Origin of the sequence: Streptomyces sp. NPDC026589 (genome assembly GCF_040638385.1) — a bacterium.
Classification (GTDB): domain Bacteria; phylum Actinomycetota; class Actinomycetes; order Streptomycetales; family Streptomycetaceae; genus Streptomyces.
In genome coordinates this window covers 166364-181094 of sequence record NZ_JBEZYG010000017.1, presented here as the reverse complement: position 1 = coordinate 181094, position 14731 = coordinate 166364, and the positions used below count along the sequence as shown (strand labels likewise).

Genomic DNA, 14731 nt, shown 5'->3' with positions numbered 1-14731 from the left:
AACGTGCGGTACTCCGCCCCGCCGAGGCTTCCGCCGAAGACGTAGGCGAGCAGCAGGACGAACATCACCGGCTGCACCAGGGCCGCGATGACCGACCCCGGTGTCCGGCGCAGGTTCAGCAGATTGCGCCAGGCCACGATGGAGGAGTCGCGGCTCAGACGTTGGACCGCGGTCACCGGCCATCGCCCCCGGTCGCCGTGGTGCCTGTCGAGGCCGCCGGAGAGGCCGTAGGTCCGCCCGGCTCCAGGGGGCGGCCGGTGAGGGAGAGGAACACGTCGTCCAGGGTCGGCGGGGCCAGTTCCACGTCCCGGACGGCGATGCCGGCCAGCCGCAGGCAGCCCAGGGCGTACTCCAGACTCTGCGCGCCGTGATCGGTGGCGACGGTCAGGCGGCCGGTGCGCGGGTCGAGGTCGGGGAGGTGCTCCCCGAGCGTGACCAGGATCTCCGCCGCGGTGACCCGGTGCCGCGGTTCGTCGACGGTCAGCGAGAGCCGCTCGCCGCCGACCCGCGCCTTGAGTTCGGCGGCCGAGCCGCGGGCGACCACGTGTCCGCCCTCGATGACGACGATGGCGTCGGCCAACTGGTCCGCCTCCTCCAGATACTGGGTGGTGAGCAGCACGGTCGTCCCCTCGGAGACCAGGTCCCTGACGGCCTGCCAGGTGTCGGCCCGGCCCCGGGGGTCGAGGCCGGTCGTGGGCTCGTCCAGGACCACCACGGCCGGCCGCGCGACCAGCGCGCCGGCCAGGTCGAGCCGTCTGCGCATGCCTCCCGAGTACGTTCCGCTCGGCAGGTCCGCGGCGTCCTCCAGGTCGAAACCGCTCAGCAGTTGACCGGCCCTGCGGCGGGCGGCATGACGGCCGAACCCGTAGAGCCGGGCCACGAGGTACAGGTTCTCCCGGCCGGTCAGCTTCTCGTCGACCGCGGCGTACTGGCCGGAGAGCCCGAGGTCGCGGCGTACGGCCTCCGGGTCGGCGAGGACGTCGTGGCCGGCCATCCAGGCCCGGCCGCTGTCCGGTCGCAGCAGCGTCGACAGCACCCGCACCGTGGTGGTCTTCCCCGCGCCGTTCGGGCCGAGGACCCCCAGCACGGTGCCGGGAGCCGCTTCGAGGTCCACCCCGGCCAGGGCCTGCTTCTTCCCGAATCGTTTGGTGAGTCCTTCGGCGCGTATCGCCGGAAGGGTCGGCGGGGCGGTCATGGGTGCCTCTCGTGATGCGTGGGGTGCGGCGGGCGCGTGGGTCCGGCGTGACCGGGGAGAGGGGGCAGGAGAGGCAGGATCACGCCACCCTTGCGCGGGCGCTCCTGGGGGTGATGTCGGTCCAGTTGACCTCCACGTACTCCAGGCAGGCCGCGTGTTCCGCCGGGCCGAACACCTCGTCCCAGCCGGCGGGCATCGCCGCGAACGACGGCCACAGGGCGTGCTGTCCCTCGTCGTTGACCAGGACGCGGTGCCGGGTCTGCGGGTCGTCGAAGGGATTCGTCATGACGGGTCTCCTTGTTCGGTGCGGTGGCCGGCGGCGAGCACGGCCGAGACGGTGGTGCCGATCTGTTCCCGCGCGGCGGGCCGCATCATCTGGGCGTGCGCGCACGCCACGTCGTGGTTCTCGATGGGTCCGTCGACGTACGGGCCCCACAGGGACAGGTCGAAGGTGTCCCGGGGGCGGCCCTCGGTGGCGGTGAAGAACAGCACGGGTCCGTGGAAGACACGGGGGGTGTACTTCCGCATCAGGCGTGCCTGACCGGCGAAGTTGTCCACCATCGCGTCGATCGTGGCCGGTTCCAGCGACCCGAGCGGACTGCCGCCGGCGAGGAACTGGTCCCGTACGGCCGCGGCTTCCACCGGACCGTCCCCTTCCAGGGCCTCCTGGCCGACCTCCATGTTGGTGAGCAGGGCGCGGAAGACGGTGTCCCTGCTCGCGCTGTCCAGATCGTCCAGCGGGGCGAGAGGGAAGGCGTCCAGGATCGTCAGCAGGCCCACCTCCTCGCCCGCCTCCTGGAGCTGGACGGCGACCTCCTGGACGACGTTGCCGCCGAAGGACCAGCCGAACAGGTGGTACGGGCCGTGCGGCTGGACGGCCCGCAGCTCGGCCACGTACACGGCGGCCATCGCCTCGATGCTGTCGGGGAAGGGCTCGGTGCCGTCCAGGTTCGGGGTCTGGAGCCCGTAGACCGGCCGGTCGTTGCCGAGGTGGGGGAGCAGCCCCGCGTACGCCCAGGCCAGGCCGCCGGCCGGGTGGACGCAGAACAGCGGCGGCAGGCCGCCCCTGGTCCGCAGGGGCAGCAGTGTGGCCAGCGGGTTGTCCTGGACGCCGGCGCCGATCCGCTCCGCGAGCGCGGCGACCGTGGGCGCCTCGAACAGGCTGCGGATGCTGACGTCCACACCCAGGGCGTCACGGATACGGCGGATCAGGCCCGCCGCCAGCAGGGAGTGACCGCCCAGGGCGAAGAAGTCGTCGTCGATGAGGACCTGCTCGCGCTCCAGCACCTCGGCGAACAGCGTGCACAGCACGTCCTCCCGGGGGTTACGGGGGCTGCGCCCCGTGTCCGCCGGCCCCGCCTGCGGTGGGAGGTCGGGCAGGGCCTTCCGGTCCAGCTTCCCGTTCGGCGTCAGGGGGATGCCGTCCACGGCGACCCAGCCGGAGGGGACCATGTACCCGGGCAGCCGGGCCGCCGCGTGCTCCCGCACCCCGTCGAGCCGTTCGGAGCCGGACCGCGCGGGCCCGGTGGGCGCGGCGCGGTCCACGGCACCGCTCCCGGCCGGGGCGGCGGACTGGGCGTCGGCGAGCACCACGTACGCGGCCAGGCGGGAGCCTCCGGGGCCCTCGCCGTGCGCCACCACCGCCGCCTGGGCGACGTCGGTGTGCTCCGCCAGTACGGCGGCGACCCCCTCCGGCTCCACCCGGAACCCGCGCACCTTGACCTGGTCGTCGGAGCGCCCGGCGAACTCCAGAGCGTCGTCGGGCGTCCGTACGGCCCGGTCCCCGGTGCGGTACATGCGGGTTCCCGCCGGGCCGTAGGGATCGGGCACGAAACGGTCCGCGGTCCCACCGGGCTGTCCGTGGTAGCCGAGGGCCAGGCCGGCCCCGGCCAGGTAGAGGTCGCCGGTCACCCCGACCGGGACCGGTCGCAGCCGGTCGTCCAGGAGCCGTACGGCCGTCCCCTCGACCGGGGTGCCGAGTACGGGCCGTCCGCTCGCCCGGAGTTCGGCGGTGAGGGCGTCCACCGTCGCCTCGGTGGGCCCGTAGAAGTTCCAGGCCGTCAGGCCCGGCCGGGCCCGCAGGTCGTCCCAGAGGCCGGCCGGGACGGCTTCGCCGCCCAGGACGATCACGGACGGGGCCCGGCCGCTCCCGGCGAACAGCCCGGCGTTCAGCAACTGCCGGACATGTGTGGGCGTGGACTCCAGCACGTCCAGGCCCAGGACGCGTACCGCCTCGACCAGGGCCTCCGGGTCCCGCCGGGTCAGGTCGTCCAGGACGTGGAGCCGGTGTCCGTCGAGCATCCAGAGCACCGGGTCCCACGCGGCGTCGAAGGACAGGGCGGCCGTCAGCGCGACATCGAGCCGGGGTTTTCCGGCCGCCCGTACCGAGGGCCCGAAGAGATGGCGCCGGTGGTGTTCCAGCAGCCGGGCCAGGGAGCCGTGGCCGACCAGGACGCCCTTGGGGCGGCCGGTCGAGCCCGAGGTGTGCAGGAGATAGGCGGGCTCGGCGGGTCCCGGCCGGGCCCACTCCCGCAGGGGTGCGGGCGCGGTGGCGGAGTCCGGGGCGTCCAGGTTCAGACGGTGCCAGGCCGGTGCCCGGTTGTGGGTGGCGTCCGCCGTGAGCACGGTGTGCGGGCGGGCGTCGGCCAGCACCGCGTCGATCCGGGCCTGCGGGAGCGAGTCGTCCACCGGGACGTGGACGGCCCCGGCCTTGAGTACGGCGAGGAGGGCGGCGATCGAGTCGGTGCCGCGGGGCAGCAGCACGGCCACCCGGTCTCCGGCGCCCGCACCGGCCCGGGCGACCAGCGCGGCGATCCGGTCGGAGCGGGCGTCCAGCTCCGTGAAGGAGAGGCTGCCGTCCGGGGCGGTCACCGCGATGTCACCGCTGCGCGCCGCGGCCACCGTCGCCGCGAACCGGTCCAGCACCGTCGTGGGAGGCGCGGTGTCGTGGCGGAGCACGCCGGCGCCACCGCCGAGATCCAGCAGCCGTCGCTGTTCTCCGGTGCTGGTCAGCGGCAGGTCGCCGACGATCGTGGCGGGGTCGCCCACCGCGTGCGCGAGGAGGAGGGTGAACCGGTCGGCGATCCGTACGGCGGTCTCGGTGTCGAACAGGTCCTGGCTGAACTCCAGCGTTCCGTCGAGGTGGGTTCCGCCGCTCCCGGCCGACGTGCGCTCGGTGAAGGAGAAGGAGAGGTCGAACTTCGCGCCTCCGGTGTCGACCCCCTCCAGCCGGGCCTCCAGGCCGGGCAGGTCCAGCCGGGGCGGCCGGTGGTTGTTGAGGGTCAGCATGACCTGGAAGAGAGGGTGGCGGGAGAGCGAGCGCGTCGGCCGTACGGCCTCCACCAGCCTCTCGAAGGGAAGCTCCTGGTGGGCGTAGGCGGCCAGGTCGCTCTCCCGTACCCGGGCGAGCAGCTCGGTGAAGTCCGGGTCGCCGCCGAGGTCCGTCCGCAGAGCGAGGGTGTTGACGAAGAAGCCGACCAGGGGGTCGAGCGCCTCGTCGGTGCGCCCTGCCACCGGGGTGCCGATGGTGACGTCGCCGCCGGCGCCCATCCGGTGCAGCAGCGCCGCCAGGGCGGCGTGCAGGACCATGAAGGTGCTGCCGGCCGTCGACCTGGCCAGCCGCGCCACCTCCGCCATGGTCTCCTCCGGTACGCGTACCGGGACCGTGCCCCCGCGGCCGCTCGGCGAGGCGGGCCGGGGGCGGTCGGTGGGCAGGGCGGTCTCCTCCGGGGCGCCGGCCAGGCGGTCCTTCCAGAAGGCGAGCTGGGCCGAGGCCGCGGAGACGGGATCCTCGAAGCTGCCGAGCAGGTCGCGCTGCCACAGGGTGTAGTCCGCGTACTGGACCGGCAGGGGCGCCCAGTTCGGTGCTCGCCCGGCGGACCGCGCCGCGTAGGCGCCGGCCAGGTCCTGGGCCAGCGGCCCCATGGACCATCCGTCCGCCGCGATGTGATGGACGGTGACCAGCAGGGTGTGCCGGTCCTCACCGCTCCGGAACAGGACCGGCCGCAGGGGGACGTCGCGCGTGAGGTCGAAGGGCTCGGCCGCCGCCTCGCGCAGTGCCTCGCCCAGCTGTGTCCTCCCGACCGGCACGACGGGGAGTTCCGGCAGTGCGTCACCGGGCGCGAGCACATGCTGACGGGGGCCGCCGTCGCCGGGCTCGACCACCGTGCGCAGGATCTCGTGCCGGGTCAGAACATCACCCAGCGCACGCCGCAGGGCGTGCCGGTCCAGACTGCCGTCCAACCGGACCGCGAACGCCATGTGGTAGGCCGCCGCGTCGGGGTCCAGCTGGTGCAGGAACCACAGGCGCTCCTGGGCCGTGGACAGCGGTGGCCGTTCCGTGCGGGGCACCCGCCGCAGCGCGGGCCGCGCCGCGCCCGCTCCCTCCAGCCGCTCGGCCAGCGCGGCGGGGGTCGTGGCTTCGAACAGGGCCCGTACCGGGAGTTCGACGCCGAACGCGGAGCGGATCCGGCCGATCAGCCGGGTCGCCAGGAGCGAGTGTCCGCCCAGCTCGAAGAAGTCGTCGTCGGGGGCGACCCGTTCGTGCTCCAGGCTCTCCGCGAACAGGGCGCAGAGGATCTCCTCCGGGGCGGACCGCGGTGCCCGCTTCTCCCCATCGGCGCTCTCCGCGACGGTGGTCAGGGCAAGCGCCGCGAAGTCCACCTTCCCGTGCGGGGTCAGGGGGAGGGCGGCGACCGGCACGATCAGCGAAGGCACCATGTGGGCCGGCAGCCGCCGCGCGACGAAGGCCCGCAACTCCCGGGAGGACAGGTCCCGATGGCCGGCGGGCACGACCCAGGCGACCAGCTGCGCTGCCCCCGAGTCGGAGCCGGAGCCGGAGCGGACCGCGACCGCCGACTGCGCGATGTCGCTGTGGGCGTTCAGGGCGGACGCGACCTCGCCGGTCTCGACCCGGAAACCGCGGATCTTGATCTGCCCGTCGGCACGGCTCAGGTACTCAAGACGTCCTTCGACCCGGCGCGCGAGGTCACCGGTGCGGTACATCCGTGAGCCCGGCGCCCCGTACGGATCGGGCAGAAAGCGCTCCGCCGTCGCGCCGGAGCGGTTGTCGTAGCCCCGGGCGACACCCGGGCCCGACAGATACAGCTCTCCCGTCACCCCGGGGGCGACCGGCTCCAGCCGCCGGTCCAGGACCCGGGCCCGGGCGCCGGCCACCGGATCTCCGAGGTGGGGTCGCACGCCGGGCAGGACCCGGCCCATCACGCTGTCCACGGTGGTCTCCGTGGGGCCGTACAGGTTCCACACCGCCACGTCGGACAGGGCGGCCAGCTCCCGCCACAGCGGAGCCGGTACGGCCTCCCCGCCCAGTGCCAGCACGCGCGGCCGAGACCGGCCGGGTGCGAACAGGCCGCAGGAGCGCAGCTCCTCGACGAACGAGGGGGTGGTTTCCACGACATCGATCGCCCGGTCGTGGATCAGGGCGGTGAGGGCTTCGGGGTCCCGGCGCGTCAGATCGTCCACGAGGTGCAGTTCGTGGCCCGCGATCATCCACAGCAGTGGATCGAGGGAGGCGTCGAACGTCATCGCGGCCGTGTGCGCCACCCGCAGCGGGAGCCCGTTGTTCTCCGCCTCGGCGGGGCCCATCAGCCGGTCGCGGTGATGGGCCAGCAGCGCGGCCAGAGACCGGTGCTCGACCACGACGCCCTTGGGCAGCCCGGTGGATCCGGAGGTGTACAGCACGTACGCGGCGTCACGGCCGCGGGGCGGCACCGGCATGGTCACCGCGACGGTGTCCTCCTGCTCGGCGGCCTCGTCGAGAAGGAGGACGTCGGCCGCGTCCGGGAGAGCCGGCCGGGTGGCGGAGGTGGCCAGCACCAGGCGCGGGGCGGCGGTGTCGAGGATCAGCGAGGTCCGGGCCGCGGGCTGCGCCGGGTCGAGCGGGACGTACACCGCCCCGGCTCGCAGGATGCCCAGCACCGCCACGACGGCGAGGGCGGTGCGGGGCAGTGCCACCGCCACTCGGTCACCGGCCTCGACCCCCCGGCCCCTGAGCGAGCAGGCCAGGCGGTCCGAGAGCAGGCGCAGTTCACCGAAGGTGAGGCGCTCGTCGCCGGCCACGACCGCCGTGCGGTCCGGCTGGACGGCCGCGCGGGTCGCCAGGACGTCCAGCACCGTCCCGTCGCCGCCGGCCGCCCCCGGCGACGCGCCGAGCGGCTTCCGCGCGGTGCGCGGCAGTTCGTCCAGTGCCGCCGCGCGCTGCGACGAAGTCAGGAATCCGACGTCCGTCGTCGGACGGTCCGGCTCGGAGAGCAGGGCGCTCAGGAGGCGGGTGAAGTGCTCGGCGAACCGATCCGCCGTCGTACGGTCGAAGAGGTCCTCGTCGTACTCCAGCTCACCGGTGATCCCGTCCGGGCGGCCTTGGCCGTCGTGGTGCTCGGACAGGTCCCAGCTGAGATCGAACTTGGAGCCCGACCGCCCCACGGACCTCTCGTGGCCGACCGTGAGACCGTCGAGGTGCGGGCGGGGGGCGGGCGTGTTGTTGAGGCTCAGCATCACCTGGAACAGCGGATGGCGCGCGAGTGACCGTGGCGGCGCCAGCTCCTCGACCACCCGCTCGAAGGGGACGTCCTGGTGCGCGTAGGCGGCCACGTCGGTACGCGCCACCCGGTCCACGAGCGTACGGAACGCCGGGGAGCCGGAGGTGTCGGCCCGCAGGACCAGTGTGTTGACGAAGAAGCCGACCAGTTCGGTGAGCGCGTCGTCGGTACGGCCGGCCACCGGGGTGCCGACGGCGATGTCCTCGCCCGTGCCCAGGCGCGACATCAGGGCGGCCAGCGCCGCGTGCAGCACCATGAAGGAACTCGCGCCGTGGTCCCTGGCCAGTCTCGCCAGCGTCCGGTGGTCCTGCGCCCCGATCCGCACAGGGACGCTCCCGCCCCGTCCGGAGGAGCGGGCCGGGCGCGGTCGGTCCATCGGGAACGACGACTCCTCCGGCAGCCCGGCCAGCGAGTCCGCCCAGGAGGAGAGCTGGCGGCGCGCGAGACTGTCCGGCGCGTCGGGATCTCCGAGCAGGTCACGCTGCCACAGCGCGAAATCGGCGTACTGCACGGGCAGTTCGTCCCACCCGGGTGCCCGTCCCGAGCAGCGCGCGCCGTAGGCGGTGGACAGATCCCGTACGAGCGGCCCCATCGACCATCCGTCGGCGGCGATGTGGTGCAACGTCACGATCAGGACGTTCTCCTCGGCGCCCACGGGGAACAGCCGGGCGCGCAAAGGGATCTCGTGCTCCAGGTCGAAGCGTGTGCCGTCCGGCGCCGGCGGCTCACCGGCCGCCATGACCCGCAGAAGCGGATGCGGGAGCCGCGCGGGCGGCAGAATCCTCTGGCACGGACCCTCCGGGGTCTGGGCCACGATCGTGCGCAGCACTTCGTGCCGCTCCACGACGTCGTGGAGCGCCAGTTCGAGAGCGTCGCGGTCCAGGGCCCCGCGCAGGCGCAGCGCCACCGGCAGATGGTAGGAGGCACCCGCGTCGCCCAGCGTCTCCAGAAGCCACAGCCGCTGCTGCCCGAACGAGAGGGGAAGCCGTCGCGGGCGAGGGGCGAGGGCCGTCACCGAACGCCGGGCCCGGACGGCTTCGCCCAGCGTCGCGGCCAGGCCGGCCGGCGTGGGTGTGGTGAACAGGGTGCTGATCGGCACCTCCGCGTCGAACGTGTCGCGGATCCGGCCGATCAGCCGCATCGCCAGCAACGAGTGGCCGCCCAGCGCGAAGAAGTCGTCGTCCCGGCCGACCCGGTCCACCCCCAGACACGATGCGAAGACCGCACACATGCGGGCCTCCAGGGCGGTGCGCGGGGCACCGCCGTCGGACGCGACCGGCAGCGCCGGCGGCAGAGCCGCCACATCGAGCTTCCCGTTGGGGGTGAGCGGCAGGCGTTCCACCGTCGCCCAGGCCGTCGGCACCAACGGGCCGGGCAGCAGGGCCGCGACCGCGTCGCGCGTCTCCGCGTGAGCGGGCGCATCCGCTCCGGCCACCAGGAACGCGGCCAGCCGCTCGGGACCGTCCTGCGCGGTGGTCAGGGCGACAGCGGCGTCCACGACACCGGGGAGAGAGCGCAGCGCGGCCTCGATCTCCCCGGTCTCGACCCGTACACCGCGCACCTTGATCTGCCGGTCGCTGCGTCCGACGAACTCCAGTGAGCCGCCCTCGCCCCACCGGGCGAGGTCACCGGTGCGGTACATCCGGGCACCCGGAAGGCCGAAGGGGTCCGGCATGAAGCGTTCCGCCGTGAGCCCCGGACGGCCCGCGTATCCGCGTGCCACGCCCTCGCCCGACAGATACAGCTCGCCCACCGATCCTCTGGGCAGTGGGTGCAGGGACGGGTCGAGCACATAGGCCCCGGCCCCGGTGACGGGGCGCCCGATCACGGGGGACGCACCGGTGATCCGGGCGGTCACGGCGTTGACGGTGGTCTCGGTGGGTCCGTAGAAGTTGAACACCAGCAGGTCGGGATCGGCGGCCAGCTCCTCCCAGAGCCCGTCGTCGACAGCTTCCCCGCCCAGGGCGATGACACGCGGCCGGTGGCTCTCGGAGGTGAGCAGCCCCGCCACCAGCATCTGCCGCAGATAGGTGGGGGTCGTCTCGATCGCGTCGACGCGATGGTCGACGAGGTACCGAACCAGCGCCTGGGGGTCGCGGCGGACGTCGTCCGCGATGATGTGCAACTCGTGTCCGGCGACCATCCAGAGAACCGGATCCCAGGCCGCGTCGAAGGAGGTCGCGGCGGACAGCGCCACCCGCAGCCGTCGCCCCAGAGCTTCCTCGGCCAGGGTGTGGGCCTCCCGGCGGTGGTGCTCCAGGAGGTTGCTCAGGGAGCGGTGCTCGACGACCACGCCCTTGGGGCGGCCGGTGGACCCCGAGGTGTAGATGACGTACGCGGCATCCTGGGGTCCGGGTCCGGGCAGCTCCTCGACGGCACCGGACGGGAAGCCGGCCGGTGCCGTCGAGGGGTCGATGCGCGGGACCGTACCCCGAGGGTCGATGCGCGGGACCGTACCCCGAGGGTCGATCGTGCCCGCCGATGACGCGGTCGCCACCAGGACCACTGGCCGGGAGTCGTCGATCATGAAGGCGAGCCGGTCCGCCGGGTAGGACGGGTCGAGCGGCAGATACGCGGCCCCCGTCCGCATCACGGCGAGCATCGCCACCACCAGGTCCGTGGAGCGTGGCAGTCCCACCGCGACGCGGGTGCCGGGCCGGGCGCCCCGCGAGGCGAGCAGGGTCGTCAGGCGGCTCACCCGGTGGCCGAGTTCCTCGAAGGTGAGGGTCGTGCCGTCGCAGACAACGGCAGTGTGGTGGGGGGTGGTTCGCGCCTGCCGGGCGAACTGCTCGGTCAAGGGGGACGGTTCCGGGGCGTCACTTCCCGGCGGCTGAGCGGCGCCGAGGCCGAGCACTCGCCGTTGTTCGTCCTCGGCGACGGGGCTCAGCGCTCCGACCGTCCGCTCCGGGTCCTCCACGAACGCGTCGAGAACCCGGCACAGGCGTTCATGCGGCCCCACGAGGTCCTGCTGACCGTAGCGCGCGGCGTTGCCCAGCAGATCGACGTGCATACCACCGTCGCCGAAGGAGGCGTGCACGGCCACAGCCAGGTCCTCCACCGGGCCGATCGACAGGTTGTGCAGGGTCGCCGGGTGAGGGCCGAACCGCAGGGCGTCGTCGAAGGCGAGGATATTGACGGACGGTCCGGTCAGCGCCGTCGTCGTCCCGGTCAACCCCAGCTGGTGGCGGAGCACCTCGGCCGGCCGACGCTGGTGACGCAGTACGGAACGGGCTTCGGCGGAGGCCCGGCGCGCCAGATCGGCCACCCGGTCGGCGGGGGAGACGGCGAGTCGCATCGGCAGGATCGAGCTGAGCATGGCGGGCGTCGAACGTGCCGCGGGAGTGCGCCGACCGGTGACCGGCAGGCCCAGCACGACCTCGCCGAGGCCCTTCTCCCGGTGCAGGCACAGCGCCAGCGCCGCCATGACGAACGTCGGCCAGCCGGTTCCGGCCCGCTTGGCGGCGGCCTTCAGCCGTGCCGTCTCCGCCCGGCTGTAGACCCGTCGCACCGACTCCGTCCCGTACTTCCTCCTCGTACCTGAGGGTGCGGGGGCTTCGGGCGTCACGGCGCCGACGAGGTGCCCGGCCCAGAACCTCTCGTCCCGGGCGCCCTGTTCGGACGCGAGGTAAGCGTCCTCCTCCTCGATGAGCGCGGCGAGAGAACCCGCGGGACGCGGCTCGGGAAGGACATCCGGGGCGTGGACGAGAGCGGTGTAGACCTCGGCGATACGGGAGAGAGCCAGGGCCGCCGCGTAGCCGTCGAGCGCCAGGTGGTGCACCTGCTGGTGGAAGAGGTGGCGCGAGGGAGAGAGCCGGTAGAGGGTGACACGGACCAGCGGCCCGGCCGACAGGTCGGCCGGCTCGGCCAGACACACCCGCATCCGCCGCAGAGCCTCCGCGTGCGGGTCGACCTCGTCGGAGAGGTCCACCCGCGGCATGGATATGGACGCACCCTCCTGCACGCGCTGGAAGGGAACCCCGTCCCGCTCACCGAAGACGGTGCGCAGAGCCTCCATCTCGGACGCGGTGTGGCCGACCGCGCGGCGCAGCAGTTCCGGTTCCACAGGGCCCTGGATATCGGCGTACTCCGCGATGTTGTACGCCGGATCCGCCGGGTCGAGCCGCTGCGCGAACCAGACTCCCTGCTGAGCGGCGGTCAGGCGCAGGGTGGTCGTCGGGGTTCCGGTGTGCGGTACGTCGGTCACGCGAATTCACCTCGGTGGGGGAGACCTGCGGCATGGGCCGGGGCGCGCATGTGCGGCAGGGCGGAGCGGGACGGGTCGGGGCCGGTCGCGGGAACTGCCGGTCCCGGTCGAGCGCGTACACATCGCGATCGCGAAGCGTCCGCTTCTTCAGGCCGGTGCACGTTGACAGCCTCCGTTGCGCTGACGTCGCCCCAACGGGGCCTTCACACCAGTCGTTCGGAGTCACATCAGCCTCGGATTGCTCATGTGGCGCACGGCACATCAGTGGGCCGATCTTTTGCAGTTAGCTGGCGCGTATCAGCCAATCGGCAGGCGGCTTCACGCCAGACACCCATCCGTGGAGGGCTCCGTACCGAAGTGGTGATGTCCGGACGTTCGTTCGGACACTGCGTTTCCACGTCCCGGAATGCGAAAAGGAGAACATGATGAAGATGCCTGTTCCCGCTCTGCGGTGGCAGCTCGTCGGAGCCCTCGTCGGCACCGTGCTGCTGGCGTCCGCACCCACGGCCTCGGCCGCCGCCTCTTCGGAGGTCGCGCCCCGCCAGGCGCCTACCGCGCGCGAGGGCGGGACTTCTCCCGGCCCGTTCGCCCGCTACCGGGGAATACAGGGCGGAAATCTCTGCCTGCTGGCCCGGTGCACCGTCGGCGAATCCGGACCCGGCGGCCACACGGGTCCCAGCAACACCCAGGGATTCAACCTCTGCCTTCTCGCCCTGTGCACTGTGCGTCCGTGAACGCAGCTGGACCTGGAGCGTCGTTGCTCCAGGTCCAGAGGTGACCGGTGATTCCGAGGCCGGAAGGGTCCGCTTGCCGGCAACCTTGGTCGGCCTGCGCCGAGCCCCGAGTCCGTTGGAGGCGACTCGGGGCTCGGCGTGCAGGCCGCGGGAGTGGTCAGGCCTTGGGCATCAGAACGGTGTCGACGATGTGGACGGTGGCGTTGGCGGTGGGCACGTTGCCGCAGACGACCTTGGACGTGTCGTTGACGGTGTAGTTCTCGCCGGAGCCCTTGGTGGCGAGGGCGGACTTCTGGAGGGTGTCGTAGGTTCCGCTTTCCAGCTGCTCGGGGGAGAGCTTCTCGCCGACGACGTGGTAGGTGAGGATGTTGGTGAGCATCTCCTTGTCGGCCAGGACCTTGTCGAGGTCGGCCTTGGGGATCTTGGCGAAGGCATCGTTGGTCGGCGCGAACACGGTGATGTTCTGTGCGTTGTTCAGGGTGTCGACGAGGCCGGCCTTCTTGACCGCGGTGACCAGCGTGGACAGGTCCGGGTTGTTGGAGGCGGCGGTGGCGACCGGGTCCTGGGCCATGCCGTCGAAGGAGCCCGCGCCGTCCTGGGGGACGGACGCGCAGGCCGGCCCGAACGGGCCGTCCGCGGCGGCGGCGCCGTCAGCCGCCGGGCTCGACTTCTCGTCGGCGGGGGCGGAGCTGCTCGCCTTGTCGGCGGCCGTGTCGGAGGAACTGTCGTCCCCGCCACAGGCGGTCAGCGTGAGGGGCAGGACGGCGGCGGCGGTGACGGCGATGGCGGCGCGGCGGAAGCGGAAGGCGTTCACGGACGTTCTCCTGTGTGCTCGGTCGGTTGCGCTGGGTGTCGACAAGGGGCGTGGGTGAGGCATGGCTCGGGCGTGGTGAGGCATGGCTCGGGCGTGGCTCGGGCGTGGCGAGCGCTGACGTCAGGTCAGGCGTCGGGACACAGAGACGACGGTCAACGCAGTCGACCGTGCAGTGCGCCGAAGGTGGTGCTCGCGCCGCGCCGGTGCCGCCTTGATCGTCATGTCTGCTATTCGGGGCTGCCGCGACAGCGGATTGGTCCGAGGGCGAGAAAGTCCGAGCCCGGGACATCCATTGAGCCGTCCGGGTGCAGTGCGCGGGACGACCAATCCGGCGCGCGGGCGGTGGCGAATGCCCCATGTGAGCGGCTGTTCGGAGGAAGCACCGCACACGTCGAGGCATCCATCGGGGATGGACGCCTCATCCGTTCCCCACGGTGGAAGGCCCGTGGAGGACAGCTGTCGCGGGGCGCTACTCTCCTGGGCGCCCCGCGACGGACCTCACCGCGAGCAGATGGCCGGGGCGGCGGGGAGAGATCAACCGGAGAGGCTCGCGTCGTCGAGCGTGGCGTAGACGACGAGGTTGTCCCGGTACTCCCGGCGGCTGCGGTCGTAGGTGCCCGAGCAGGTGATCAGGTGCAGGGCGGGTGGTCCGCCGGTCGTGTAGACCTCGCTGTCGGGGAAGGCGTCCTTCCCGTACTGGCGAAGCGCCCGGACGGTGAAGGCGATGGTGGACCGGTCCTCCTGGACCATGGTCACCTCGTCGCCCGGGTCGAGCGTGGAGAGTCCGTGAAAGGCCCCTGGGCCGGTGGCCGAGTCGACGTGGCCGACGACGATCGTCGCGCCGGGGCCACCGGGGCGGGGGCCGTCGCTCCACCACCCCACGTCTCCCGGTTCGCCGGGAACGCCGAGACGGCCGTCCTGCTGGACGCGCAGGCTGATCAGGGGCTGGTCGAGCGAGATGGCGGGTATGCGTATGTGGGTCGGCGCCGCGGGCGTCCGGCTCTCGGAGGACGCCGGTCGACCGGAACCGGAGTGAACCGGCAGGCTGCCTCGGTCCATGCGTGTCGGCGTCCCCCCGGGGCCCGTTCCCAGCGCTGAGACACCGACCCAGGCCAGGGCCGTCCCGACGGCGACGGCGGCGAACCCCGCGGCATGACGCCGACCGGGTATGCGTCGTGGCCGGCGGCCGGCGGCCGTGCCGTGGCCCGGTCGTCCGGCCCGCCACCG

6 protein-coding genes and 1 pseudogene are annotated in these 14731 nt (G+C 73.0%); 1 reads left to right on the top strand and 6 read right to left on the bottom strand.

Annotation, left to right across the window (positions count from 1 at the left end; translation table 11 throughout):
* The 4 genes and pseudogenes from AB0F29_RS27770 to AB0F29_RS27755 form a co-directional block, all read right to left on the bottom strand.
* Positions 1-176, bottom strand: a pseudogene (locus AB0F29_RS27770) (ABC transporter permease); the annotation flags it as partial.
* Entirely contained in the window at positions 173-1195 is a 1023-nt protein-coding gene (locus AB0F29_RS27765; protein WP_361877259.1) for an ATP-binding cassette domain-containing protein, read from the bottom strand. The pseudogene AB0F29_RS27770 and the gene AB0F29_RS27765, both read right to left, overlap by 4 nt.
* Before the next feature lie 79 nt (positions 1196-1274).
* The gene (locus AB0F29_RS27760; RefSeq protein ID WP_018961672.1) at positions 1275-1481 is read right to left on the bottom strand and encodes an MbtH family protein; all 207 of its coding nucleotides are present in this window, start codon (positions 1479-1481) and stop codon (positions 1275-1277) included.
* Positions 1478-11956, bottom strand: coding sequence for an amino acid adenylation domain-containing protein (locus AB0F29_RS27755; RefSeq protein ID WP_361877255.1), 10479 nt, complete (start codon positions 11954-11956; stop codon positions 1478-1480). The genes AB0F29_RS27760 and AB0F29_RS27755 overlap by 4 nt, the downstream gene beginning before the upstream one ends.
* A gap of 425 nt (positions 11957-12381) precedes the next feature.
* Between AB0F29_RS27755 and AB0F29_RS27750 the strand changes: the two genes are divergently transcribed.
* Complete coding sequence (locus tag AB0F29_RS27750) at positions 12382-12690, top strand: hypothetical protein (RefSeq protein ID WP_018961674.1); 309 nt, start codon at positions 12382-12384, stop codon at positions 12688-12690.
* A gap of 157 nt (positions 12691-12847) precedes the next feature.
* On the opposite strand, the gene AB0F29_RS27745 is transcribed toward AB0F29_RS27750, so the two are convergent.
* Both AB0F29_RS27745 and AB0F29_RS27740 read right to left on the bottom strand, forming a co-directional pair.
* Complete coding sequence (locus AB0F29_RS27745) at positions 12848-13504, bottom strand: fasciclin domain-containing protein (protein ID WP_361877252.1); 657 nt, start codon at positions 13502-13504, stop codon at positions 12848-12850.
* Between the two features lie 534 nt (positions 13505-14038).
* The gene (locus tag AB0F29_RS27740) at positions 14039-14563 is read right to left on the bottom strand and encodes a class F sortase (protein ID WP_361877249.1); all 525 of its coding nucleotides are present in this window, start codon (positions 14561-14563) and stop codon (positions 14039-14041) included.
* Positions 14564-14731: the final 168 nt, after the last annotated feature.